Below are 23,183 nucleotides of genomic sequence, written 5' to 3'. Positions count from 1 at the left end.
AGTCTGCCAGAGATGTTTTTTCTTGTATTGTTTTAAATAGTGGAAGCGTTTTATGATATAATAGTTTCGAGAGAAGGATATTTGGAGGAATTAAGATGAAATTTAAGAAATTAGGACTGGTTGCTGCCTTAGTTGTCAGCGCAGTTGCATTGACAGCTTGTGGAACTGATAATAAGGCACAATTTATCAAAGATAATGCTGAATTGGCTAAGTTATCAACGGCAAAAATAGATTTTAACACAAGTGACTTGAAAGTGGAAGCAGATGGCACTGCTCAAGCTTATGTTCCAATCATCAATGCTTATTTAAGCGAGTTTAAACTATCAGGGAAATCAATGGCTGATGGTAAAAATGCACAGGTTAATGTGGACGTTTCGGTTGCGGGCCAAACTATTCCGTTAGAAGTTGTGATGCAAGGAAATAACGCTTATCTTAGACTAGATACTCTGAAACCACTAGCTGAATTATATGTTCAATATTCTGCGGCTAGCAAACATTTCGGAGATATAGATATGACTTCTATAAAAGGAAAATATCTAGATACCCATGCTATTTCTAAAAAGTGGGGGGAATCTTCAGTAAGTGTTGAAGACTTTCAAGAAGCTATGGCTAAAGTGCTTGATTCAGTGGACAAAACCGATTTTAATCAAAAAGGTTCAGCTATCACTTTGAATTTATCTGGTGCCAAAATAGGAAAAATGTTAAAAGTTTATATTGCTAGTGTTGGTTCTTTGACAAAAGACATGGTAGAATCATTGGAAGATAAAGCAGGAGATAATGATCTTGAAAAAGAGGTTCCCAAAATAATCAAATCAATGACAATTACCACTGATAGCAAAAAGAAAACATCAAACGTTGTTATTAATTTTACTGGCAAAAAACTTGATAATGTTGGTCTTGATGGTAAAATTTCATATCAAGTGAAATACTCTGATGAAAAAGTAACAGTTAAAATACCAACTAAAGATAATCTGATTAAAAGTGGCGATGAGCTAGGAAAATTACTTTCTGAAAGCGTTCAGGTTGATTATAGCGACTTTGAAAATGAAGAATAAATTATCATTTCTATAGTATAGAAAACCACCGTCTATATCCAGTAGGCGGTGGTTTTCAGGAGTTTTTATGAAAAAATTTTTAGGAATGATATTAGTATAAGCTATCCTCCTTAAAGTAAACTTAACTGATTTATGTTAAAATGAAAAGTAAGATAAAAGCCTTTGAGCGGCGGAATTTCGCGGATGACCTCGCTAGGGTGTTACGAAGTAAAAATTATCAGAAAGGAAATCATATGAAATTAACAGCTTTGGGTGTTTGGGGAGGTTATCCTTACAAGGACGCGGGAACGACCGCTTATCTCCTGACCAGTAATTCTGGTTTTAATCTCATGATTGACGCGGGCAGTCGCGCCGTGACAGAGTTAGAGCATGAAGTCTCGCCACTCTGTATCGATGCGGTGATTGTCAGCCACTATCATCAAGACCATATCGCAGATTTGGGTGTCTTGCGCCAGTATCGTCAACTTTGGCCGAAAACAGACCCAGAGTGGGACAGTGCGATACTCAAAATCTATGGGCATAACGAAGATACTCACGAGTTCCAAAATCTGACACTTGATGGCGTCTCTGAAGGGATTGCTTATGATGTGACTGGCGTACAAAAAATTGGGCCATTTGATATTACCTTTACAAAAACGGTGCATCCGATTATCTGCTATGCCATGCGGATTACAGAGCGTAAAACAGGTCAGACACTTATTTTCACGGGCGATACGGGCTGGTTTGATGGTCTAGTTGACTTTTCAAAGGCTGCTGATATGTTGTTGGCGGATGTGTACTTTTTCTCAGACAAAGCAAATATGCCCAACCATTTGTCAAGCCTAGAAGCTGGACGTATCGCGCGTGAGGCAAAGGTTAAAAAATTAGTTCTGACGCATTTGCCACAGTTTGGCGATTTAGAACAGCTACGACAAGAAGCAGCGGACGAAGCACAAGGTGTGCCAACAGAGCTTGCCACGCCACACAAGACATGGGATTTTAATACATTTTGATAGCCTTTACACCAGAAGAAAAAGCATATTTTATGGGTCAAGCCTTGATAGAAGCGCAAAAAGCAGCAGATTATGAGGAAGTCCCGATTGGTGCTGTGATTGTCAAGGATGGCGAGATTATTGCGCGGTCTTACAATGCGCGTGAGTTGCACCAAAAAGCAACACACCACGCTGAAATTTGTGCCATTGATAGGGCAAATGAGGTTGTGGGTAACTGGCGTCTGCTTGACTGTGCCTTATTTGTGACGATTGAACCGTGTGTCATGTGTTCGGGAGCGATTTCTCTTGCCCGTTTGCCACAGGTTTATTTCGGCGCTACCAACCCTAAGTTTGGTGGGGCTGTCTCCCTTTACCAAATCTTAGAAGATCCGCGGCTTAATCATCGCCTCCATGTTGAATCAGGCATTTTGGAAGCAGAATGTGCGCAAATGATGCAAAATTTTTTCAAAAATCGCCGCAAAAAATAAATTTTATGATATACTTATAAGTGAGGCAATAGTAATGCTATGAAGTGGGTCAGGTGCGGAAGCAAGCAGCCCTAAGTAGCGTTGCTATGTGCCTTATTTTTTTAGATTAATTTGGCATGAAAATAAAGAAGGATAACTGATGTTTTATCAAACAACATATGATTCACCAGTAGGTCTCTTGACTTTAGCTAGTGATGGCGAAAGTCTCATTGGTCTATGGTTAGAAAATCAAAAATATTTTGCTGACAATTTTCCTGAGGAGTGGGAGGCAAATGATTGCTTGCCAGTATTTGAGGTCACTACAAAATGGTTAGACCGTTATTTTTCAGGTAAACAACCATCGTTAGTAGCTATTCCTTTAGCACCTATTGGAAGTGCGTTCAGACAGGCTGTTTGGCGATTGTTACAAGAAATTCCCTATGGTCAAGTCATGACCTATGGCGAAATTGCTGAGAAGATTGCGGGAGAGCAGGGGAGAGCAACTATGTCTAGCCAAGCGGTTGGTGGCGCGGTCGGTCATAATCCAATTTCAATCATTATTCCCTGTCATCGTGTCGTCGGCAGTAATGGTAATTTGACCGACTATGCTGGTGGTATCACGAATAAAGTCAAATTACTAACCTTAGAAGCAGTCGATATGACAAGTTTATACGTGCCGAAACATGGTACTAGTAGAAATTAATACGATTGATCTAAAAAGAGGTTGGGACAAAAGTCAGAAATTGCTTATTTTTGACAAATTTTGAAACTGAAAAACCGCATGAAATCAACGTTTCTAGAAACGAATTTCACGCGGTTTTCGTATTTCTGAGACTTTTGTCCCAGCCTATTTTAGGTTATAAGGATGATTAGCTTTTAAAAAAATTTACCTAAAAAGTTTAGCGAAAAATCCTTTTTTCTGAGGTGGAGGTGCGGGTGTATCCTTCGCCACCAAATCAGGAAAAACATCAGATAAGCCAATCTTGTCAAGATTAACCGCATGGTCGGTATGAATGACGAGACCATACTGATCAGAAGCAGGTTCAGTTAAAATCTGCCCCTCAAAATGATGGTCGGTCGCTAATTTGAGGTAGTAGCCAGTCAAGTCATCAGGCAAATCGCCACAAATTTTAACAAAAATTGGCGCTTCAGTCGTGTCAAAATGGCTTAAAATGTAATCAAAGTTGTCTTTTACTTGTGTAGACTTAGCGTCAGTAAAAGTAATCGCCAGAAAAATGCGCTCACGAAAAGTGTTCAGATATAATTTTTGTTCATCGGGATTTAGTCGATATTCACCGCTTGAGGCGCGATCAAGCCTATTTTCTAAATTCGTCATACTATCATTTTACCATAAATAAATCGGTTTCATTAGAAAATGTTTTTTGTTATGCGACTTATGCGCCAATATGCTATAATACAGTCATGAATATCTACGAGAAATTGGCAACTTTCAACATCATTGAAACCTCAAGGCTAATCTTGCGTCCTCTGTCAATGATGGATGCGAAAGATATGTTTAACTATGCCAGTAAACCAGAAAATGTGGTTTACGTTTTTCCAGCGCATCATGATTTAGCCGAAACTCGATTGATAATTGCGACTTTGTTTATGAAAGAACCCTTGGGAAAATGGGCGATAGAACTCAAGTCAGAGGCTGTTATGATTGGAACGGTTACCTTTGGCAAATTAGATGAAAAAGCAAGAACTGCAGAGATTGGTTATGCACTTAACCAAAGATATTGGGGACAGGGGCTGATGACAGAGGCAGTTAGAACCCTAGCTGAAATCGGTTTGACTGAGTTTGGCTTGCGTTATTTGGATATTGTCGTTGATGTTGACAATATTGGCTCAGGCAGGGTCGCAGAAAAATCAGGTTTTGTTTTAAAAGAAAGCTACAAAGCACTTGATTCCTACATCAAAATTGTGAAAAATTTCAAACGCTATACGCGTTTAAGTCAAAAAAGTGAACAAAATTTTTGAGATATTTTTCCATCAATTCTAGGCGTACAGGTGCACGTCAAAACTTGTCAAACGAAGAAGTGATAGAAAATAGCCCAAAATATTTGCTTAAATGCGTATTATAGAAAGGTTCATCAGGTCAAACATGAGTAAACATCAAGAATTACTAGACTATATCGATGATTTGGAAATTGGCAAGAAGGTCAGCGTTCGTGGTTTGGCAACACGGCTCAAGGTTTCTGACGGGACAGCCTATCGGGCGATTAAGGAGGCTCAGGCACGCGGTCTTGTTTCCATCAATGACCGGTCAGGCACAACACGGATTGCGACACAGGAACAGCGCGTGATTGAGACCCTGACCTTTGGCGAGATTGCCAAAATTGCCAGCGCTGAAGTGATGGCGGGGGAAGCAGGTCTAACTCAGGCTTTTAGCAAGTTCGCCATTGCTGCCATGACCAAGGAAAATATTCTCAAATATTTAACGCGTGGTGGTCTGGTTATTGTCGGCGACCGCACGGATATTCAAATTCTTGCCCTGCATGAGGGCAATGCCGTGTTGATTACAGGGGGCGTTGAGATTGAGCCACAGGTGCTAGATTATGCGAACGCTCACGCCATACCAGTCCTTCGAACTGATTTTGATACCTTTACTGTTGCTAGCCGTATTAACCGCGCACTGTCTAATGAATTAATCAAAAAAGAAATCGCAACAGTAGCAGATGTTTATCAGAGTCAGGCACCAACCCTTTATGAAATTTCGACTGTTAAAGACTACCTAGATTTAGTCAAAAAAACGAATGGCTCTAGGTTTGCCGTCATCAATCAACACAAGTTGGTTGTTGGCGTGGTGAGTATGCGAGATGTCACAGGTAAGAAGAACAGTACAACTATTGATAAAGTCATGACCCGAAATCCTAAATTGGCTAAGTTTGATATGACCGTTGCCTCAACGAGTCAAAAAATGATTTTTGACGGTTATGACATGATGCCAGTAGTCAACAGTGATAGTACTTATGCAGGGATTATTAGTAAGTCTGATATGCTACGTAGTATGCAGGAGTCTTCTGAGCAAAGTCAATTTTCTCACACCATGACCGACGATGTGGCACGCGCTGTAAAAGAAGTGCAATCTTATTACACCTTTACAGTAGAACCATTCATGATGAATAATGTTGGTAACATTGCCAATGGGATGATGGCTGAGATTATCAGCAATATCACCGATCGTGTCATGACCAAAACGAAAAATAAAAATATTATCATCGAATCGATGAATATTTATTTCATGGGTGCTGTCGCCATTGACGATGAGTTGGAAGTTTATCCCAAGATTATCAGCGAGACGAGACTTGGTGCGACCATTGATTTTGAGGTCTATCTGGATTATCAGATTATCAGCAAGATTTTAGTCACGCTACAAATTAACTAGAAAAGGATACACATGAACGATATATTAGATAAGATTAAAGCCTATGATGAGATTGTCATTCATCGACATAAAAATCCCGATCCAGATGCGTTAGGCAGTCAATTAGGCTTACGGGATATCTTGCGGACAAATTTTCCGAATAAGACGGTTTCAGCAGTCGGTTTTGATGAGCCGAGTTTAGCTTTTATTGGTAAGATGGATCAGTTACCTGATGAAACTTTCACAGGTAAACTGGTCATCGTGACGGATACGGCGAATACACCTCGGATTGATGATGTGCGCTATCAGACGGGGAATTGCTTGATTAAAATCGACCATCATCCTAATGATGATGCCTATGGTGATTTATTAGTAGTTGATACGACAGCAAGTTCAGCATCAGAAATCATAGCGAATTTTGCCCTTGACCATGACTTGAAACTGTCTGATGAGGCTGCCAGAGTCTTGTATGCTGGGATTGTTGGCGATACGGGACGTTTTCTTTATCCAGCGACAACACCCAAAACGCTTTATACCGCCGCAAAATTAGCCGAACATGCCTTTGACCGAGCAGGTCTCATGCGAGAAATGGACAGTTTTGACATGAAAATTGCGAGACTTCAAGGCTATGTCTATGAAAATCTCGAGATTTCACCAGAAGGTGTAGCGCGTATTTTTATCACGCAAGAGTTGATGAAAGCTCATGGTATCTCAGATTCAGAAACGTCTGCGATTGTTTCAGCACCAGGGAAAATTAAAGAAATTCAAACTTGGGCAATTTTTGTTGAGCAGGCAGATGGTCATTTTCGTGTCAGAATGCGTTCGAAAGTCGCACCGATTAATGAGATTGCTAAACAACACGCTGGCGGTGGTCATCCGCTTGCCAGTGGTGCTAATAGCTATTCGGCACAAGAAAATGATGATATCTTCCAAGAATTAAGAAATAATTTAGTTGCTTTTCAGAAATAGTGGTATAATGAGTTTATGACTAAAAAAGATTTTCCATGGTTGTACGATTCTGAGTACATGTCCTATGTCGGTGGGCTTTTAGAGACACCAGAAGTTCAAAAATTGCATGAATTTACACATCATTACATTTCAACGCGCTTGCTCCATTCTTTGAATGTCAGCTATACATCTTACAAAATTTCTAAAAAATTTGGTTGGAACAAAAAAGCAACGGCTCGTGCAGGACTTTTACATGACCTCTTTTACTATGACTGGCGGGAAACGAAGTTTGCCGAAGGCAGTCATGCCTATGTCCATCCCAGAATCGCTTACCAAAATGCACAAAAATTGACGACGATTTCAAAATTAGAAAAAGACATCATTATCAAACATATGTGGGGCGCAACCATTGCACCACCACGTTATAAGGAAAGTTTTGTCGTGACTTTTGTTGATGATTATGTAGCTATTAAAGAATGGGTACAGTTGATGAAGATGAAATGGAAGCATCATAAACTGTTCAAGAAAGAAAAATTAAGTTAATGAAATTGCAAAATCAAGACATCAAAATCGGTAAAACGATTGATGAATTAGTAGAGGGTGAGACTTTTAGTCTATCTGAAACGATTAAAAATCGAGAAATTTTACTCTATCTCGGTCTTACGAACGATGACAATCCGCTCTATTCGCAGTATGATTATATTAAGGAACTTGGTTTGACCAAACCAGTGGTGCCAACTGCTCTGATTTTTGGCATTATCAGTTCAACCATTAACAAACATTTACCGGGTCCTGGTAGTCATGTGGTCAATGTCAATCTCAACCTCATTGAAAAAATATTTCGCAATGACTTGTTAAGTTTTAATTTTGAAATTATCAAAATTGATACCAATAAGGATTTGGTAACGATTAATATTGAGATTATGAGAGATGAGGAACGGGTAGCGGACGCCATTGTCTTGGTGCAGCCACCTTTAGAAGAACTGACTGAATCAGAGTAATTAAATCTTAGCATGAGTGATTCTGAACTAAGTTCATGGATATTAAAAAAGGATTCAGAAGGAGGACTTTATGAACAATCAAATTTTCGAAACAAATCAAAATACAGGTAAATTTTCACTCGCCGATTTCTTCGCACGTATCTATGCGTTAGTTGGTATGGGGATTGCTGTCAGCGCTGTGGTGGCCTTTATCACATTGACCATGTTTGCTGAGAATATTTCAGCGATTTTGACAGGCAATACTTGGCTTTTATTCGTCTTATGGATTTTAGAAATGGTGTTAGTCGTCGCACTTTCGCCAATGGCTAGAAAAAATTCACCGATGGCTTTACCAGCTTTCATTGCTTTTTCAGCCTTAAATGGTTTCACTTTGACATTTACCTTGGCTTACTTCGATTTAAGTAGCATTGCCATAGCCTTTGCCATAACAGCAGGCATGTTCTTTGCACTCTCAATCTTTGGTAAAACGACCAAGCGTGATTTATCTGGTATGGGGAAAGCCATGTTTGCAGCTCTGGTTGGTATTATTATTGCAAGCGTTGTGAATCTATTTGTCGGTTCATCAGGTATGGACTTTATGATTTCAATCCTTTCCGTTATCGTCTTTTCAGGCTTGATTGCTTGGGATAACCAAAGAATCGAAGCGCTCTATAACCAAGCAAACGGTAATGTGACCGACGGCTGGGCAGTGAGCATGGCTCTAAGCCTCTATCTCGACTTCATCAACCTGTTCATCTCAATCTTGAGAATTTTCGGAATTGGTGGTAGCAGAGATTAAGCCTAAAAAATCATCTGGGAAAGATGATTTTTATTTTTGTGGGAAATGATGCAGGAGATTTAGCAAGATGTTAAGCTATCAAAAAGTAGAGACGACGGAAACACTGACAACACTATCAGACTTGATCCAAATCATCTGGCCAGAAGTCTTTATGCCGATGATTGGGGCAGCGCAAGTTGCCTATATGTTAGCAAGCTACCAGTCAGTCGAGCAAATCAAAAGAGAAGTCAAAGACGGTATCCAGTATGAAATCATTATCTTAGATGAACAACCAGTCGGCTATTTAGCTTATGACTTAAAAGATAGTCAGCTCTTTATTAGTAAAGTCTATCTACTATCAAGCTGCCGCGGTCTGGGGCTGTCGCATCAAATCTTTGCACGGTTTGAAAGCATCGCCAAGCAATTTGGCAAACATCAGCTACATTTGCACGTCAATCGTTACAATGCGCGTGCTGTTGCCGTCTATCAACATTATGGTTTTAAAGTCGTTAAAACAGCTGATACCCCTTTAGGCGACTTTGTCCTCAATGATTACTGGATGACAAAGAAATTATCTGAATAGCATATGAAAAAACTGCCGAAATTGACAGTTTTTTTCTTTACTTAACAATCGTATGACTGGAAAGGCTTTGACCTGCTTGATCTTTGAGCACCAGCCAAGAGTTTGTCCCTGCGAAGTAAAGTAAGTGGCCAACTTCATTAACCGATTTCAGATGGATATCTGCTGTTGTCACAAAATCTGCACCGATGGCATCAGCGTGTTCTTGACGTAGTGTCATGGCAAATTTTTGTGAAAAGCCGACTGCCCCATCTTGATTAAGGGGCATGTCTTGTTTGAGGACAGCGACTTTTTGGATGCATAAATCAGTTCTTTTTAGCCAATAAACCTCAGCTTTAGCGCCTTCATAATCAACATAAAAAGGGATGTCAGCAATTGCTTTTGAAAAGCGGTGTTGCACTTTAGCTACGCTTTTTGTGGGAGAAGTAGCCGATGTGTCTTGAGTCATTTTGAATTGATAACCAAGTTTATCTAGATAAGGCAAAAGTTGCTCCAGATAATTTTTTAATATTTGTGTTTGATGACTCGGGACTTTTTGAGCTGTGAGATACTTTTGGAAATAAATAGGCTCAATGTCCAAAGGTAAACTAAAGACAAGTGCACGGTCGGCTTGCGATTTTTGAGACACTAGATTTGGCCCCTTAAAGTAGAAAGTAGCTTTAGATTTATCAGCAACGAAAGCAGTTAAATTTAAGATTTCAAGCTGACCTAAATCATTTGGAAAATCGAGTAATAAACGACTGTCTTCAAAATTTGCTGTCATCATTTAATCACATCAAGTCCGCCAAGATAAGGGCGGAGAGCTTCAGGAATAGTAACAGACCCATCAGCATTTTGGTAGTTTTCAAGAAGAGCTGCAACAGTACGACCAACCGCTAAACCAGAACCGTTTAGCGTGTGAAGGAGTTGCGTTTTCCCTGCTTCATCACGGTAACGGATTTGGGCACGACGTGCTTGGAAATCTTCCGTATTCGAACAAGAAGAAATTTCACGGTAAGTATGTTGTGACGGAATCCAAACTTCCAAGTCATAAGTTTTAGCTGCAGAGAATCCCATGTCGCCAGTAGATAAAGCGACAACACGATAAGCTAAACCTAATTTTTCAAGGATATTACCGGCATTTTCGACCATTTTTTCGAGCTCTTGATACGAGGTTTCTGGCTTAGAAAACTTAACCATCTCAACTTTGTGGAATTGATGCAAACGAATGAGACCACGTGTGTCACGGCCAGCAGAACCAGCCTCAGATCGAAATGATGGACTCATGGCAGTGAAATAAATTGGCAATTCGTTACCATCAATGATTTCATTACGATAGTAGTTAGTTAAAGGGACTTCCGCAGTCGGAATCAAAACGAAATCACTATCTGCTAATTCAAAAGTATCTTCTTTAAATTTTGGATATTGACCAGTACCATACATTGAGTCGTGATTGACCATGTAAGGCGTAATCATTTCAGTATAGCCTTCTTTGGCATGTTCATCCAGCATAAAGTTGTAGAGGGCACGCTCCAGACGTGCGCCCAAGCCTTTGTAGAACAAGAAGCGTGAGCCAGTGACTTTTGCGCCACGTTCCCAGTCCAAAATGCCTAGTTTTTCCCCTAAATCCCAGTGAGCTTGTGGTTCAAAGTCAAAGTTAGGCACATCGCCGACACGTTTGACTTCGACATTATCATCCTCGTCAGCGCCGACAGGAACGTCGTTAGCTGGAAGATTAGGCAGGACGTCTAAAATACTTGCGACTTTTTCATCGAAGCAAGCAAGCTCTGAGTCAAGAGCTTTAATCTTGCTTGACACTTCCTGCATTTGTGTGATGGCAGCACTCGCATCTTCCTTGTTGCGTTTGGCAAGGCCAATGGCTTCAGACGCCTCGTTACGTTGTTTTTTGAGGTCTTCCGTTTTGATGATTAACTCACGTCTTTTAGCATCAAGATCATGTAATTCATAGAGTTTTTCGGATGTCACACCGCGTGTTTTGAGTTTGGCTTCTACCTCGTCAAATTGGTTACGAATTTGTTTAATGTCTAACATAGTTATCCTCCAAGAAATGAAAAAGATGCCTTCAAAATGAACAGGGCGTTTTTCAACACGGTTCCACCTGTCTTGCTTTGAAAGCATCTCGTTTTTTATTTTAAGCTGTTTAAGGGCGGTAGAATTTCAGACCAATCAAGGAGTTGCTTGCAACAACCGCAACCTTTCTAAACCAATGATTCGTCTTACTTATTCGCTAAATTTATTATAGCAAGATAGTCTATAATAATCAACTTTTTCTTTTAGTCAATAATTTTTTGAGTTTGCTAACTAATGTCGGTGCTTTAACTACCTTGTCATTACCAATATGTTCACGAATCAGTTTCAGGACTTTACCTGCATCTTTTGAAGAAAAACGCAAATGGTTTTGTCGCTTGCTATTGCCTTGTTTTTTCAAAACAATGACGAATTGGCGTCTGATTTTATGCTGACGGGTCACGACACCTTCGACATGGTCAATTGTATCCCAAGGAATTTGAATCGCATCAGCAATATTGGCATCGTTAAAGAATTCAAATGCTTTATCGCCAATAAGTAGCTTACCATAAACGCTACCTAAGCCAACATAAGCAATAGCTTGAAAAGGAGAGGAAGTTTTTGTATTTAGTGATTGTATCATAGTTATAGTATACCAATTTTTTAATAAAAAAGCCTGCCAGAGTTGACAAGCTTTTCAAAAGTTTTTACATCACGTGTAGGACGTGCATCACAACACCAAAGATAAATAGACCGATGATGATTGCAATTGGAGAAACTTTTTTCTTAAGTAACCACATACATAGGAAAGTCAAGAGTAAACCAGCAAGACCTGGAATCAAACCATCCAAGTTTTCTTGTAAAGTTGTGACTTTATTAGGTGTTTGAGAAAGACCTTCGCCAACTTTTTGGAAGGCTTCTTGGATACCTTTGTTACCTTTAGGGAGTTTATCCCATTCGATGAACGCTCCCTCAGAGAGTTTAACTTTAGAAACTTGAAGAGCAAATTTGATAGATACCCAACGTTCTACGAGAACGGCAAGGATAAACATACCCAAGATTGAGGCACCTTTGGTGATGTCTTGCAACAAACCACCAGACAAGTCAGAGGTAATTGAAGAACCCGCTTTATAACCGAACTCTTGTGTGTACCAGATAAATGCCCAACGAATGACGTTCCAAAGGACAAAGAACAAAATTGGTCCAAGGATGTTACCGCTCAAAGCAAGTGAGGCACCAATCGCACCCAAGATAGGACGAACAGTAAACCAGAAGACAGGGTCACCGATACCGGCAAGAGGCCCCATCATACCAACTTTAACCCCTTGGATGGCAACATCATCAATAGGTGCACCATTGGCACGTTCTTCTTCGAGGGCAAGCGTTACACCGATAATTGGGCTAGCCACGTAAGGGTGCGTATTGAAGAATTCCATGTGACGTGTCAAAGCAGCAGCACGGTCTTCTTTAGTCATGTAGAGCTTTTTAATCGCTGGGATTAAAGAGAAAGCCCAACCTAAGTTTTGCATCCGTTCGTAGTTCCAAGAACCTTGAAGGAAAGTAGAACGCCAAGCAACGGCTAAACGGTCATTTTTTGAAAGTTTAATTTTTTCACTCATAATAATCTTGTCGTCCTTTCTAATAGTCATTCAAGATGTCGCCGATAGGATCTGTACTACCAGAACCGCCACCAGCGCTGTTACCATTACCACCCATTTTAGAAAGGTTGATATAGATGAGAGCTAGGGCGACACCAATCGCACCAAGGGCGATAAGTGTTAAATCACTAACTGCAGCAAGCGCAAAACCAATGGCAAAGAAAGGCCAAACTTCACGTGACGCCATCATGTTGATAACCAAGGCATAACCTACGGCAACAACCATCCCACCACCGATCGCCATACCGTCAGTCAACCAAGCTGGCATTGCTTCAAGTGCCTCTTGTACGGCTTGAGTTGGGACTAAGATAAGAGCCAAAGCAGGGACAACAATACGAATACCTTGTAATAAAAGTGCGACGAAATGGAAACGTTCAAGACCCGCAAAGTTACCTTTTTTAGCTTCGGCATCAGCACCATGAACCAAACCGACAGAAATCGTCCGAACGATCATTGTCAAGAAAAGACCAGCAACTGAAAGTGGGATAGCTGTTGCGAAGGCAACTGGGATACCCTTATCAACAGAGAAGTTACCAGATTGTACCATGATAATGGCAGCAGCAACACCGGCAAGGGCTGCATCGGGTGCAACTGCAGCACCGATATTAGCCCAACCAAGTGCCATCATTTGAATTGTACCACCAAGGATAATACCAGCTGTCAAATGACCAGTCACAAGACCAATCAATGTACATGAAATAATAGGTTGATGAAATTGGAACTCATCAAGGATGCCTTCAAGACCAGCGAAGAAAGCAATGATGAGAACTAAAATAATAGAGATAATAGACATGTTTAGTTCCTTTCGTTTTACTGTACGTTAGCTTTTTTGATCAAATCGAACAAGTCAGCTCTAGAGTCATTTGGTACTTTACGGACATCAAATTTGACTCCCAAATCACGTAATTTTTCAAAGGTTTCAACGTCTTTTTTGTCCATTGATAACACTTTGTTGACCATTGTTTTACCGGTTGAATGCGCCATTGAGCCAACATTGATTGAATCAATTGGCACGCCACCTTCAACAGCAGCTAAAACATCTTGTGGATTTTCAAATAGTAAGAAAGCATGTGTATTACCAAAACGTGGGTCTTTGGCAATTTCAATCATTTTTGCGATTGGGATAACATTGGCTTTCACGCCATTTGGCGCAGCTTGACCAATCAATTGTTTACGCAAGTCATCTTTGGCAACAGCGTCAGAAACAACAATGATACGGTCTGCTTTAGAATCTGGTGTCCAAGCAGTTGCAACCTGACCATGTAGTAAACGTGTATCGATGCGGACAAGATTAATTTTAATCTTACCATCACCGATGACAGTACCTTCAGGGATAGCAGTTGCAGATGCTGTTTCAGCTGGTGCAGCAGATGCTGTTTCTTCAGGTTGAAGCGTTTCAGGTAAGATTCTAATCCCGTCTTTTGCTTCCTTGAGGATGTTAGCAACGACTTTTTCTAAGCCAGCTTCAGCATCCATCATCCGTTCAGTATAGGCTTGAATCAACATAGGTAAATTCAAACCTGTGATAATAGCGATGTTGCGATCTGGATTTTCAGCCAGAACAGCACTTGCTTGGTTAAATGGAGAACCACTCCATAAATCCGCAAGGACCAAAATCTCATCATCAGCATCAAATGTCGCGATGGCCGTGTCGATTTTAGCACGTAAGTCATCAGGACCTTCGCTAGGCATGAAAGTGACCGTTTGGACTTTTTCTTGCTCACCGAAAATCATTGAGCCTGATTGATGGATACCTTCGGCGAATTCGCCGTGGCTCGCAATTACGATTCCGATACTCAAATTTGAGTTCCTCCTTATAAGAAATTGTAAATAAAAAAATTATTACACTTCTATTATGCGCTACATATGAACAGTTTGTCAAGTTAAAAAGTGCAAACGTTTTCCTTGTCATTAAATTGTACTTTTACAGACGGTTTGATTAATTTAAAAAATTATTATGCTAAAAATTAAACTGTTTTCTCTAGGTATATTGATAAAAATGTTATAAACTATAACTATAAATAAAACTAGAATCGGAAAATAGGAAATCACCATGCGTATCCAGCAACTAAAATACATCATCAAAATCGTTGAAACAGGCTCAATGAATGAGGCATCAAAACATTTATTCGTGACACAGCCCTCGCTTTCAAATGCAGTGAGAGAGTTAGAAGAGGAGATGGAAATTAAAATTTTCACTCGGTCGACACGAGGGATTACCTTGACTTCTGATGGGATGGAGTTTTTATCTTATGCCAGACAAATTGTAGAGCAGACAGAACTTCTGGAGGAACGCTATAAATATAATCAAGAGAAAAAAGAATTATTTGCTGTTTCTGCGCAACATTATGCTTTTGTTGTTGAAAGTTTTGCCAGCATTTTGCGTGAAAACGATATGCGTAATTATGAGTTGATTTTGCGTGAGACGCGGACACATGAAGTGATTGATGATGTACGTGATTTCCGCTCAGAAATCGGAGTTTTATATCTCAATGATTTTAATCGTGATGTCTTGAGCAAACTTTTCTTGGATAACAATCTTGAGTTCACACCGCTATTTCAGGCAGTACCGCATGTTTTCATCTCTAAGCACCATCCACTCGCCAATAAAACATCAGTCACACTAGACGAAATGGCTGAGTTTCCGTATCTGAGCTATGAGCAGGGTGAGCGCAATTCCTTTTACTTTTCTGAGGAGATTTTGTCGACAGCTAGACATGACAAATCTATCGTTGTCTCCGACCGTGCGACTTTATTCAATTTACTCATCGGTCTTGACGGCTACACCATTTCCACGGGGATTTTAAACAGCGATTTGAATGGCGACGACATTGTCAGCGTACCGCTGCAGGTAGATGAGAAGATTGAGATTGGCTATATTTGCCACAAAAAAGGTCTGTTATCAGAACTCGGTCAACGCTTTTTGAAGGAACTTAAAGCTAAGGTATAATAAGTTAGGGAGACGAGAAAATGCCTGAGACGACTTTTTCAAAACAGGATATTAGGCGCTATTTGATTTATCATTTTGGGCTGAATCAGCTAGATGCTTATGGTCAAGGAAAATCAGGTATTTTATCTTATATCAGGCAAGTCACAAGCTTGCAGCAAGACCCGATCAATATCATCGGCACAAACCTTGATATTATTTTAGCGATCCGTTTTTCAGATTATTCGTCTGAGATGTTGGCTGAATTGCTCTATCAGGACGAATTATTAATAGAGGGTTTTGATAAGGAGGCCTGTCTTTTTTTAAGAAGTGAGTGGGGAAAGTTTTCTTTTGTTCGTGAAAAAAGGGGAGAAGGCAGTCTCAAGACTTTAAGTTATCAAAATCAGGAGACGGCACTGGACTACTTGAACGAGGTAACAGATATTTTAAAGAATAGTCCTGTTCCGATTTCTCCTCAAGATTTGAAACTTGGCAAGTTTGCTGATAGTAGCTGGGGAAGTTCAAATGTCGCTAACTCTGTTCTCTATCATCTTTGGTGTCAAGGTATAGCAGTAATTGCCGAGCGAAAAGAACGGCGTAAACTTTATAAGCACTACATGTAACTTAAGGGATTGGCAAATTTGCCAACATTTGAGTTGGAAACAGACTTTTTAGACTGGTATGTTTATCGAAGATTATCTGGTCTAGGCGTTTATTGGTTAAAATCTGGTGCAGGGTGGCTAGGGCGTTATATGAAGGAACGCAAAGCTGTTATTGCGCGTTTCATAGCACAGGAAAAAGTCATCAAAATTCAAGTGATGGATATGAAAGAACCTTTGTATCTAACGCAAGACAATTATCAACAGTTATTGGCAGTCAAAAATCTGTCGATTAAGGCAAATCAGATTAGATTTATTGCACCTCTGGACAACTTTATTTGGGATCGAAAATTTGTCAAGGCAATTTTTGATTTCGAGTATGTTTGGGAAGTTTATAAACCTGAAAATTTACGGCAATATGGTTATTATGTCATCCCTATTCTTTTAGGGGACCGATTGATTGGCAGATTTGAACCAGATCGGAGCAAAACGCGAAAGGTTACTTTGCAAATCAATAAGATTTGGTTTGAGTCGGAGACCTATCAAACACCTGAAATTGAAAAAATGATTGCAACTGAGATAGACCGCTATAATCGGATGTTGTCAAGAAAGTAGCAATCTTATATTTTAGAAATAAAAATTAACAAGGAAAGTAGGAATAATATTATAATGAAAAAAAGTAGAACAGAAGCCTTTACAGACGCCGTCATTGCCATTGTGATGACGATATTAGTTTTGGAATTTCCACATATTCACGGTTCTACCTTTGCGGATTTGATTGTGTTGAAAGATATTTTTCCAGCTTATGTCATCAGTTTTATCTTTTTGGTGATTTATTGGAGTAATCATCACCATATTTTTCAAATGATTGACAAAGTGAGTGGGCAAACGCTTTGGTGGAATAATGCTTTTATCTTTTTAATCACTCTTTTGCCCTTTACGACCAGTTGGCTAGGCGATAATATCTGGGCGCATGATCCAGAAATTCTTTATGCTACCTTATTTTTATTGGCCAATTTGACTTGGTTGTGCATGATTAAAAATTTAGTCAAAGTCAATGCCCATAATGCGTGTGTGACGAAAATTTTGGGAGATTATCGTAAGTCTTACCGAACCTTGCTGTTAAATGTTTTAGCTTTAGTGGTGGCTTTCTTTATCCCAATCGGCGGGTTGATAATCAATGTTCTCTCTTTTCTTCTCTGGGTCGTGCCAGATAAGCGAATTGAAAAAATTAAAAATAAGTAATATTTAAAAATACAATCGCCTATAAAAAGAAAACGTCCTATTCCTACGCTATTTTTTATGTTTTATTCTAGAAAATATGATAAACTTAATGTAAGGATTTTGATAGAGAAAGATTTTTGGCGAATGTAGTTCGCAAATACCCCGCTTAAATGGCGCACAAGCGAGGGTCAGGTTTCAAGATTTTACGAAGTAAAAGTTGTAGAAAGGGCGTTAGATGTATGATTAAAATATTTGGTAAATTACGTTATCATTGGCAACCCGAGTTGTCTATCACGATAACTTATTGGTGTTTGTCAATCGCACCTATTTTCATTAGCTTGGCGCTATTATATGAAAATACCAAGATTTCAAAATCCTCATTTATTCTTTTCATTCTCTTTATTGTTTTAGTCTGGATTGGTTTCCAACGCTATTTTGAAATTTCGGATGATAAAGATTTATTGCTATCACGTGGGCTAGTACCCGGTTATGCTGGCAAGACAGTCATCTCAAGTATTTCTAAAATAGCAATCAGCAAACGTGCCATGATTATTTATACCAATCATAATGGCAAGGGTAAGATTTTCTATATGAGAAAATGGCCAAAAAAATATTTTGTAGATACCTTGACAACAAACCCTTATTTTCAAGGAGAAGTTGAGTTAATTGGTCACATTGACCATTATTTTGATAGCTACTCCAGTGACAAAAAAAGTAAACTCAGTCAGATTTAAGACAGATTAGCTTGTGCTATGACATCAGTATGTTTTGATGATGATGGCGCTAGTTGGACATTCTTTGGCGGCTTGGACAAGACTTGCATCGGGTGTGAGAACAAGTTCAGTATCGCTCGTATCAAAGTGAACTAGGCCATCAACATTATAGTTGAAAATCGGATTATAAGTGTGGCAGAGGCCACAAGCAATACATTGCTCAGGAATTATTTGAATGGTCATACTACTAGTATACTCATTTCGGCAACTAAAGCAAATACATGAGACGATTTCTCTTTACTTCCCGTTTGGCATTGTCATTTAGCACTTTAGCATACGAAGTGTTATGTTATGGTAGACTTGATTTTTGAAAAAAATTTTAGTCGCTAGACAACCGCTTAGGTGTGGTAAAAAATCGTTTAAAAGTTTCAGTCGCTTTATTTACCGAATAGAGTCTATAACAAGGAAAGGACATTATGACTAAGAAAAACGAACCATGGAATAATGAAGTTTATGGTGCCATGCAAGAATCGCGTGGTGAATTGCCACCTAAACGGTCATCTAAAAAAACGGAAGCCTCTACTAATTTTTTAACTTTTTTAGTTGTGCTTTTATTTATGATTATTGGTGGGATTATTGTCATTATTGTCTGGAACAATCGGTTAGTGGATAATACCAAAATTTCTTCAAGCTTTTATACCAGTAAGTCTAGTCTATCCACTTCAACACTAGCATCAGTTAGTCAGTCAAGCGATGTGTCAGAGGAGCAATCTTCGGTGTCTGAAACGTCTGAGTCAAGTTCAGCTGTGACTGGCGAGACGACGACTGTTGAAGCAGGTGAAGGTCTGTATCAAATAGCTGCCCGAACTGGTGGCGATGCGCAAACGATTGCCAAGGCTAACGGAATGACCGTTGAAAATTGGTATGCAAACCCAGGAGATGTTATCAAGTTAAAATGAATTTAAAAGAGATTAGAATTGCCATTGACGGCCCAGCTTCTAGTGGAAAATCAACAGTAGCTAAGATTATTGCTAAAGATTTTGATATTATCTATCTAGACACTGGTGCTATGTACCGTGCAGCTACTTACGTTGCCCTATCTAACGATTTAGATGACGATTTTGAAAAAATTATTACCATCTTAAAAGAAAATCCAATTTCTTTTGGGACATCTTCAGAAGGTCAGTTGGTCTATGTCGGCGAAGTGGATGTAACCCATGCTATTCGCCAAAATGATGTGACCAATGCTGTCTCTAAAATCTCAGCCATTCCTGAAATTCGTGAGTATCTCGTTGAGGCACAGCGTGACATTGCAAGTCATGGTGGTATCGTTATGGACGGTCGCGACATTGGAACAGTCGTCTTGCCTGATGCTGAGCTAAAAATCTTTTTGGTCGCCTCCGTCGAAGAACGTGCAGAACGCCGTTATAAGGAGAATTTGGCAAAAGGGATTGAAACGGATTACGAGCAATTGAAGTTTGAAATCGCTGAGCGTGACCGGAAAGATTCCACGCGTGAGGTCAGCCCGCTCAAACAAGCAGATGATGCGATTTTAATTGATACGACAGGAATGGGCATTGCAGCAGTAGTTTCTAAAATTGAAAGTCTTGTTGAAAAAATCTGATTGATTTCAGCTTTTAGGCTTGCTCAAGAATAAAACAGCACAAAAACGATATTTTCTGACAAATTTAAAAGCCAAGTGTGGTTGACAAAAAAGTCTGAAACTAGTCGAAATTTGTGTTGCTTTTATTTTCGAGTGAGTATACATTTAGCTAGTAATTTGATAAAATAAGGGCATGGATCAACGAATAAAATTAAGAATAGAATATTTACGTGCTAATCTCAGATATCTTAACGATACTGAGTTAGCAGAATATAATCGATTGACTGGTCAGCATTTGACGCACCAGCACCACCAACAACAACAAACACATCAGCAGGCGCAAGATCCTTATCAGGCGCAACAAACCTATCAAGTGAATCAGTCTTCGCAGGCTTATCAGCAAGCCCCAAGGTTTGAACCGCAGCCTAGCTCGGATGGTTTTAATAAACATCATCAGCGACCAGTCAAAAAGCCTAAAAATAAAAATAAGAAAAAACGCAAAAAAGTGAGTTTCTGGAAGAAATTACGACGTTTTCTTTTGCTTATCCTGATTTTGATGATTGGGTTCTTTATCTACGGCTATCAGCGTGGTAAAAGTCGAGCGCCAGAAGGCTTGAAAACTGAGAAATTTTCTGGTCAAAAAGCACCATCTGGTGCGACTAATATCTTGATATTAGGGACTGACCAGCGTGATTTTCAAACGACTGGTGATGCGCGAAGTGACTCAATCATGGTCATGCAGATAGGGGCTAAAGATAAGAAAGTCAAGCTTGTGAGCTTTATGCGGGATACCTTGGTTTATCAGCCGGGTGTTAGCCAATATGGCGCTGACACTAAAATCAACGTCGCCTATAACATTGGGGAACAAAATGACTATCAAGGTGCTGAGTATATGCGTGAAGTTCTAAAGAAGAACTTTGATATTGATATTCAGTACTATGCCTTGGTTAATTTCAATAGTTTTGCGACAGTCATTGATTCTCTCTTTCCGATGGGGGTCAAGATTGATGCCAAGTTTGCCACGATTGGTGGGGAAACTGTCAAGTCAGTCGAAGTGCCAGATGACCTGAATTGGACACCTGAACATCAAGACCCGATTCAAACGATTAAAGTCGGGCCACAGCGGATGGATGGTCGAACCTTGCTGAATTATGCGCGTTTCCGTAAGGATGATGAGGGCGACTTCGGTCGAACCAAGCGCCAGCAACAAGTCATGCAGGCAATCATGTCAGGCGTTAAAAACCCAATGACCCTCTTTACAGGCAGTTCAGCCTTAGGTACAATCAAAGGCGTAACGTCAACTAATGTCAGTGATTTCTTTATGCTAACCCATGCACCGAGTCTGGCGCTAGACGCTGCCAAGGGGATTGAAAGCTATACTGTTCCTGAAAATGGTGACTGGACTGATGCCCTCGATCAATACGGTGGTTCTGGTTTACTGATTGATTTTGATAAATACCAAGCTAAGTTGAAAACTTTGCTGGGTTAAACATAATAATAAATCAAAAGTCTAGCTGATTAGCAAGGCTTTTTTGATTATCACACAAATCAAAAAGCCTGTCACTAATATGACAAGCTTTGAAAAATTAGCCTTTATCAGCACCAGCAGTAATCCCATTGACATAGAATTTTTGCATGAAGATGAAGAGCAAGGTAATCGGAATGGCGATAATCACACAACCTGCGATAAACTGTGTGAAGTAAGTGGCCGCCGAGCCTTTTGAGTTAAAGACCATGCTGTAAAGACCGTAGGCAATGGTAAATGATTTTGAATCATTGTTACCTAAGATAATGCCTGAGAAGATGAAGTCTGTCCACGGGGCGATGAAAGCCATCAGCGCTGTATAGACGATAATTGGATTTGAAAGTGGCAAGGTAATATTGGTAAAGACTTGCCATTTGTTGGCGCCGTCGATTTTTGCTGCCTCGTCGATTGATGCTGGAATGGTATCAAAGAATCCTTTAGCAATGTAGAAGCCAAGGCCTGCACCACCTGCATAAACCATCACCAGACCGCCAAGACTGAGCATATCAAATGATTTCAAGATGTAGTACAAGGCAATCATTGACATGAAGCCGGGAAACATCCCCAAGACTAAGGCGATTTGTAGGAAAGGTTTGCGGAAGGCAAATTTCAAACGTGAGAGGACGTAACTCATCATGATGATAATGAGCGTTGAGATGACCATTGAGAGGACAGAGACGATTAAGGTATTAATCAACCAGTTGACAAATGGGAAGACACCATTTGCATTTTTGATGAGGGAAACATAGTTGTCAATGGTAAGGTTATCAGGAGAAGATTTGAACCTAGAAGTTTACGGTCAATCAGTCGACTTGACGGCTAACTATACAGTGAAAGTAGGTGGTTAAGATGTTTCAAGCAGTTTTATTTGACCTTGACGGTGTGATTACAGATACTGCAGAATATCATTTTCTAGCCTGGGAAAAATTGGCCAAGGAAATCGGGATTAAGATTGACCGTGAGTTCAACGAAAATCTAAAAGGCGTGTCACGTGAGGAATCCTTACGTCGTATTTTAGCACATGGTGGCAAGGAAAATGACTATACAGCAGAAGCATTTGCAGACATGGCCAAACGTAAAAATGACAACTATGTCGAGATGATACAAGCGGTATCGCCAAAAGATGTCTATCCGGGTATTCTCCAATTACTCCAAGATTTGCGAGCAACTGGCATTAAAATTGCCCTAGCATCTGCGTCAAAAAATGGGCCTTTCTTACTGAATCAGATGCAATTAACAGATTATTTTGATGCAATTGCCGATCCAGCAAAAGTAGCCGCAAGCAAACCAGCACCGGATATTTTTATCGCAGCAGCTGACGGCGTCGATGTCGATGTGAGCCAAGCCATTGGAATAGAAGATGCTTATTCTGGTATCGCAGCGATTAAAGCCGCAAACGTGTTGCTAATCGGTGTCGGCAAAGCAGAAGTATTAGGCACAGATATTGCCCTTGTCTCTGATACACAAGCCCACGGTCGTTTCATAAACTTTTTATTACGTCAGTCAATATCTTCTCATTCACCAAGCATTTCAATAGATTCTGCTTGACACTAACCCTTTTATTTACTTGTTTCAAATAAGTACGATGAGCCAAAATAGCGAGTTTTCTAAAAACATTTAAAGTTTTTTGAGCATTTTCTGACTCAACTTGGCATTCATCCTCAGAAAATACAACATCCAGCACCCAATGTAAACTCTCAATTTTCCAGTGCTCACGGACAATCATTAATAATTTTTCAGGTGTCGCCTCAAGACTTGAGATATAATAACTCATTTCTTGCG

The 23,183-nt window shown here is 39.9% G+C and carries 27 protein-coding genes, 1 other RNA gene and 2 pseudogenes; 20 read left to right on the top strand and 10 right to left on the bottom strand.

Going from position 1 to position 23,183, the window contains the following annotated elements; genetic code table 11:
• The first annotated feature begins 95 nt into the window (after window positions 1–95).
• From ACYQ21_RS04685 to ACYQ21_RS04665, 5 genes are all read left to right on the top strand, one after another.
• The gene (locus tag ACYQ21_RS04685; protein WP_460055774.1) at window positions 96–1,055 is read left to right on the top strand and encodes a hypothetical protein; all 960 of its coding nucleotides are present in this window, start codon (window positions 96–98) and stop codon (window positions 1,053–1,055) included.
• A gap of 233 nt (window positions 1,056–1,288) precedes the next feature.
• Window positions 1,289–2,047 carry an MBL fold metallo-hydrolase gene (locus tag ACYQ21_RS04680; protein WP_460055772.1) on the top strand — a complete coding sequence of 253 codons (759 nt, stop codon included), beginning with the start codon at window positions 1,289–1,291 and terminating at the stop codon, window positions 2,045–2,047.
• The gene (tadA, locus tag ACYQ21_RS04675) at window positions 2,047–2,514 is read left to right on the top strand and encodes a tRNA adenosine(34) deaminase TadA (RefSeq protein ID WP_460055822.1); all 468 of its coding nucleotides are present in this window, start codon (window positions 2,047–2,049) and stop codon (window positions 2,512–2,514) included. The genes ACYQ21_RS04680 and tadA overlap by 1 nt, the downstream gene beginning before the upstream one ends.
• 12 nt (window positions 2,515–2,526) lie before the next feature.
• Window positions 2,527–2,624, top strand: an RNA gene (ffs, locus tag ACYQ21_RS04670) — signal recognition particle sRNA small type.
• 29 nt (window positions 2,625–2,653) lie between these two features.
• A complete protein-coding gene (locus tag ACYQ21_RS04665) occupies window positions 2,654–3,196 on the top strand; it encodes a methylated-DNA--[protein]-cysteine S-methyltransferase (protein WP_460055770.1) in 543 nt (180 codons plus the stop codon).
• Window positions 3,197–3,379: 183 nt separating this feature from the next.
• Here the strand turns inward: ACYQ21_RS04665 and ACYQ21_RS04660 are convergent, their stop codons facing one another.
• Complete coding sequence (locus ACYQ21_RS04660) at window positions 3,380–3,829, bottom strand: DUF1694 domain-containing protein (RefSeq protein ID WP_460055768.1); 450 nt, start codon at window positions 3,827–3,829, stop codon at window positions 3,380–3,382.
• An 86-nt stretch (window positions 3,830–3,915) separates the two neighbouring features.
• On the opposite strand from ACYQ21_RS04660, the gene ACYQ21_RS04655 reads away from it, so the two are divergent.
• From ACYQ21_RS04655 to ACYQ21_RS04625, 7 genes are all read left to right on the top strand, one after another.
• A complete protein-coding gene (locus tag ACYQ21_RS04655) occupies window positions 3,916–4,473 on the top strand; it encodes a GNAT family N-acetyltransferase (protein WP_460055766.1) in 558 nt (185 codons plus the stop codon).
• 124 nt (window positions 4,474–4,597) lie between these two features.
• Window positions 4,598–5,881 (top strand): DRTGG domain-containing protein, encoded by a 1,284-nt coding sequence (locus ACYQ21_RS04650; RefSeq protein ID WP_460055763.1) that lies wholly within the window; start codon window positions 4,598–4,600, stop codon window positions 5,879–5,881.
• Between the two features lie 12 nt (window positions 5,882–5,893).
• Window positions 5,894–6,829 carry a DHH family phosphoesterase gene (locus tag ACYQ21_RS04645; RefSeq protein WP_460055761.1) on the top strand — a complete coding sequence of 312 codons (936 nt, stop codon included), beginning with the start codon at window positions 5,894–5,896 and terminating at the stop codon, window positions 6,827–6,829.
• Window positions 6,830–6,844: 15 nt separating this feature from the next.
• Entirely contained in the window at window positions 6,845–7,351 is a 507-nt protein-coding gene (locus ACYQ21_RS04640; RefSeq protein ID WP_460055759.1) for an HD domain-containing protein, read from the top strand.
• Window positions 7,351–7,809 (top strand): hotdog family protein, encoded by a 459-nt coding sequence (locus tag ACYQ21_RS04635; RefSeq protein ID WP_460055756.1) that lies wholly within the window; start codon window positions 7,351–7,353, stop codon window positions 7,807–7,809. The genes ACYQ21_RS04640 and ACYQ21_RS04635 overlap by 1 nt, the downstream gene beginning before the upstream one ends.
• Window positions 7,810–7,879: 70 nt before the next feature.
• On the top strand, window positions 7,880–8,587 hold the full coding sequence (locus ACYQ21_RS04630; RefSeq protein ID WP_460055753.1) for a Bax inhibitor-1/YccA family protein: 708 nt from the start codon (window positions 7,880–7,882) through the stop codon (window positions 8,585–8,587).
• A 67-nt stretch (window positions 8,588–8,654) separates the two neighbouring features.
• Entirely contained in the window at window positions 8,655–9,149 is a 495-nt protein-coding gene (locus ACYQ21_RS04625) for a GNAT family N-acetyltransferase (RefSeq protein WP_460055751.1), read from the top strand.
• Window positions 9,150–9,186: 37 nt separating this feature from the next.
• On the opposite strand, the gene ACYQ21_RS04620 is transcribed toward ACYQ21_RS04625, so the two are convergent.
• The 6 genes from ACYQ21_RS04620 to ACYQ21_RS04595 all read right to left on the bottom strand — a co-directional run bounded on the left by ACYQ21_RS04620 (window position 9,187) and on the right by ACYQ21_RS04595 (window position 14,611).
• Complete coding sequence (locus tag ACYQ21_RS04620; protein WP_460055749.1) at window positions 9,187–9,912, bottom strand: hypothetical protein; 726 nt, start codon at window positions 9,910–9,912, stop codon at window positions 9,187–9,189.
• Complete coding sequence (gene serS / locus ACYQ21_RS04615; RefSeq protein WP_460055746.1) at window positions 9,909–11,177, bottom strand: serine--tRNA ligase; 1,269 nt, start codon at window positions 11,175–11,177, stop codon at window positions 9,909–9,911. Before serS ends, ACYQ21_RS04620 begins: the two co-directional genes overlap by 4 nt.
• Window positions 11,178–11,406: 229 nt before the next feature.
• Window positions 11,407–11,796 (bottom strand): DUF956 family protein, encoded by a 390-nt coding sequence (locus ACYQ21_RS04610; RefSeq protein ID WP_460055744.1) that lies wholly within the window; start codon window positions 11,794–11,796, stop codon window positions 11,407–11,409.
• 64 nt (window positions 11,797–11,860) lie between these two features.
• Window positions 11,861–12,772 (bottom strand): PTS system mannose/fructose/sorbose family transporter subunit IID, encoded by a 912-nt coding sequence (locus ACYQ21_RS04605; RefSeq protein WP_460055741.1) that lies wholly within the window; start codon window positions 12,770–12,772, stop codon window positions 11,861–11,863.
• Between the two features lie 19 nt (window positions 12,773–12,791).
• A complete protein-coding gene (locus tag ACYQ21_RS04600) occupies window positions 12,792–13,604 on the bottom strand; it encodes a PTS mannose/fructose/sorbose transporter subunit IIC (RefSeq protein WP_460055739.1) in 813 nt (270 codons plus the stop codon).
• A 17-nt stretch (window positions 13,605–13,621) separates the two neighbouring features.
• A complete protein-coding gene (locus tag ACYQ21_RS04595; RefSeq protein ID WP_460055736.1) occupies window positions 13,622–14,611 on the bottom strand; it encodes a PTS sugar transporter subunit IIB in 990 nt (329 codons plus the stop codon).
• 253 nt (window positions 14,612–14,864) lie between these two features.
• On the opposite strand from ACYQ21_RS04595, the gene ACYQ21_RS04590 reads away from it, so the two are divergent.
• The 4 genes and pseudogenes from ACYQ21_RS04590 (at window position 14,865) to ACYQ21_RS04575 (ending at window position 18,294) form a co-directional block, all read left to right on the top strand.
• Window positions 14,865–15,761: a LysR family transcriptional regulator gene (locus ACYQ21_RS04590; protein WP_460055734.1), complete on the top strand. Its 897-nt coding sequence runs from the start codon at window positions 14,865–14,867 to the stop codon at window positions 15,759–15,761.
• Window positions 15,762–15,781: 20 nt separating this feature from the next.
• Window positions 15,782–16,951, top strand: a pseudogene (locus ACYQ21_RS04585) (DNA glycosylase AlkZ-like family protein).
• 54 nt (window positions 16,952–17,005) lie between these two features.
• Window positions 17,006–17,581, top strand: coding sequence for a TMEM175 family protein (locus ACYQ21_RS04580; protein ID WP_460055732.1), 576 nt, complete (start codon window positions 17,006–17,008; stop codon window positions 17,579–17,581).
• 218 nt (window positions 17,582–17,799) lie between these two features.
• Window positions 17,800–18,294, top strand: coding sequence for an EbsA family protein (locus ACYQ21_RS04575; RefSeq protein WP_460055730.1), 495 nt, complete (start codon window positions 17,800–17,802; stop codon window positions 18,292–18,294).
• A 24-nt stretch (window positions 18,295–18,318) separates the two neighbouring features.
• Here ACYQ21_RS04575 and ACYQ21_RS04570 read toward each other — a convergent pair whose 3' ends face one another.
• On the bottom strand, window positions 18,319–18,516 hold the full coding sequence (locus ACYQ21_RS04570) for a ferredoxin (protein ID WP_460055728.1): 198 nt from the start codon (window positions 18,514–18,516) through the stop codon (window positions 18,319–18,321).
• Window positions 18,517–18,749: 233 nt separating this feature from the next.
• On the opposite strand from ACYQ21_RS04570, the gene ACYQ21_RS04565 reads away from it, so the two are divergent.
• The 3 genes from ACYQ21_RS04565 (at window position 18,750) to ACYQ21_RS04555 (ending at window position 21,365) form a co-directional block, all read left to right on the top strand.
• A complete protein-coding gene (locus tag ACYQ21_RS04565; protein ID WP_460055725.1) occupies window positions 18,750–19,232 on the top strand; it encodes an SAG1386/EF1546 family surface-associated protein in 483 nt (160 codons plus the stop codon).
• Complete coding sequence (gene cmk, locus ACYQ21_RS04560) at window positions 19,229–19,897, top strand: (d)CMP kinase (RefSeq protein WP_460055723.1); 669 nt, start codon at window positions 19,229–19,231, stop codon at window positions 19,895–19,897. Before ACYQ21_RS04565 ends, cmk begins: the two co-directional genes overlap by 4 nt.
• A 172-nt stretch (window positions 19,898–20,069) precedes the next feature.
• A complete protein-coding gene (locus tag ACYQ21_RS04555; RefSeq protein ID WP_460055721.1) occupies window positions 20,070–21,365 on the top strand; it encodes an LCP family protein in 1,296 nt (431 codons plus the stop codon).
• Window positions 21,366–21,462: 97 nt separating this feature from the next.
• Here ACYQ21_RS04555 and ACYQ21_RS04550 read toward each other — a convergent pair.
• Window positions 21,463–22,116, bottom strand: a pseudogene (locus ACYQ21_RS04550) (sugar ABC transporter permease); the annotation flags it as partial.
• 134 nt (window positions 22,117–22,250) lie between these two features.
• Here ACYQ21_RS04550 and pgmB point away from each other — a divergent pair.
• A complete protein-coding gene (gene pgmB, locus ACYQ21_RS04545) occupies window positions 22,251–22,949 on the top strand; it encodes a beta-phosphoglucomutase (protein ID WP_460055718.1) in 699 nt (232 codons plus the stop codon).
• Here pgmB and ACYQ21_RS04540 read toward each other — a convergent pair.
• Window positions 22,882–23,183 (bottom strand): ISAs1 family transposase (locus ACYQ21_RS04540; RefSeq protein ID WP_460055716.1); only part of this gene is annotated, 302 nt, incomplete at its 5' end. The genes pgmB and ACYQ21_RS04540 overlap by 68 nt on opposite strands.

It is taken from the genome of Pseudolactococcus yaeyamensis (assembly GCF_054658615.1).
This window is presented reverse-complemented; position numbering and strand designations above follow the sequence as displayed.

Bases quoted from the DNA above. Each gene is read 5' to 3' on its own strand.
- ACYQ21_RS04685 (WP_460055774.1), top strand. From the start codon at position 96: ATGAAATTTAAGAAATTAGGACTGGTTGCTGCCTTAGTTGTCAGCGCA.
- ACYQ21_RS04680 (WP_460055772.1), top strand. From the start codon at position 1,289: ATGAAATTAACAGCTTTGGGTGTTTGGGGAGGTTATCCTTACAAGGAC.
- ACYQ21_RS04665 (WP_460055770.1), top strand. From the start codon at position 2,654: ATGTTTTATCAAACAACATATGATTCACCAGTAGGTCTCTTGACTTTA.
- ACYQ21_RS04660 (WP_460055768.1), bottom strand. From the start codon at position 3,829: ATGACGAATTTAGAAAATAGGCTTGATCGCGCCTCAAGCGGTGAATAT.
- ACYQ21_RS04655 (WP_460055766.1), top strand. From the start codon at position 3,916: ATGAATATCTACGAGAAATTGGCAACTTTCAACATCATTGAAACCTCA.
- ACYQ21_RS04650 (WP_460055763.1), top strand. From the start codon at position 4,598: ATGAGTAAACATCAAGAATTACTAGACTATATCGATGATTTGGAAATT.
- ACYQ21_RS04645 (WP_460055761.1), top strand. From the start codon at position 5,894: ATGAACGATATATTAGATAAGATTAAAGCCTATGATGAGATTGTCATT.
- ACYQ21_RS04640 (WP_460055759.1), top strand. From the start codon at position 6,845: ATGACTAAAAAAGATTTTCCATGGTTGTACGATTCTGAGTACATGTCC.
- ACYQ21_RS04635 (WP_460055756.1), top strand. From the start codon at position 7,351: ATGAAATTGCAAAATCAAGACATCAAAATCGGTAAAACGATTGATGAA.
- ACYQ21_RS04630 (WP_460055753.1), top strand. From the start codon at position 7,880: ATGAACAATCAAATTTTCGAAACAAATCAAAATACAGGTAAATTTTCA.
- ACYQ21_RS04625 (WP_460055751.1), top strand. From the start codon at position 8,655: ATGTTAAGCTATCAAAAAGTAGAGACGACGGAAACACTGACAACACTA.
- ACYQ21_RS04620 (WP_460055749.1), bottom strand. From the start codon at position 9,912: ATGATGACAGCAAATTTTGAAGACAGTCGTTTATTACTCGATTTTCCA.
- serS (WP_460055746.1), bottom strand. From the start codon at position 11,177: ATGTTAGACATTAAACAAATTCGTAACCAATTTGACGAGGTAGAAGCC.
- ACYQ21_RS04610 (WP_460055744.1), bottom strand. From the start codon at position 11,796: ATGATACAATCACTAAATACAAAAACTTCCTCTCCTTTTCAAGCTATT.
- ACYQ21_RS04605 (WP_460055741.1), bottom strand. From the start codon at position 12,772: ATGAGTGAAAAAATTAAACTTTCAAAAAATGACCGTTTAGCCGTTGCT.
- ACYQ21_RS04600 (WP_460055739.1), bottom strand. From the start codon at position 13,604: ATGTCTATTATCTCTATTATTTTAGTTCTCATCATTGCTTTCTTCGCT.
- ACYQ21_RS04590 (WP_460055734.1), top strand. From the start codon at position 14,865: ATGCGTATCCAGCAACTAAAATACATCATCAAAATCGTTGAAACAGGC.
- ACYQ21_RS04580 (WP_460055732.1), top strand. From the start codon at position 17,006: ATGAAAAAAAGTAGAACAGAAGCCTTTACAGACGCCGTCATTGCCATT.
- ACYQ21_RS04575 (WP_460055730.1), top strand. From the start codon at position 17,800: ATGATTAAAATATTTGGTAAATTACGTTATCATTGGCAACCCGAGTTG.
- ACYQ21_RS04570 (WP_460055728.1), bottom strand. From the start codon at position 18,516: ATGACCATTCAAATAATTCCTGAGCAATGTATTGCTTGTGGCCTCTGC.
- ACYQ21_RS04565 (WP_460055725.1), top strand. From the start codon at position 18,750: ATGACTAAGAAAAACGAACCATGGAATAATGAAGTTTATGGTGCCATG.
- cmk (WP_460055723.1), top strand. From the start codon at position 19,229: ATGAATTTAAAAGAGATTAGAATTGCCATTGACGGCCCAGCTTCTAGT.
- ACYQ21_RS04555 (WP_460055721.1), top strand. From the start codon at position 20,070: ATGGATCAACGAATAAAATTAAGAATAGAATATTTACGTGCTAATCTC.
- pgmB (WP_460055718.1), top strand. From the start codon at position 22,251: ATGTTTCAAGCAGTTTTATTTGACCTTGACGGTGTGATTACAGATACT.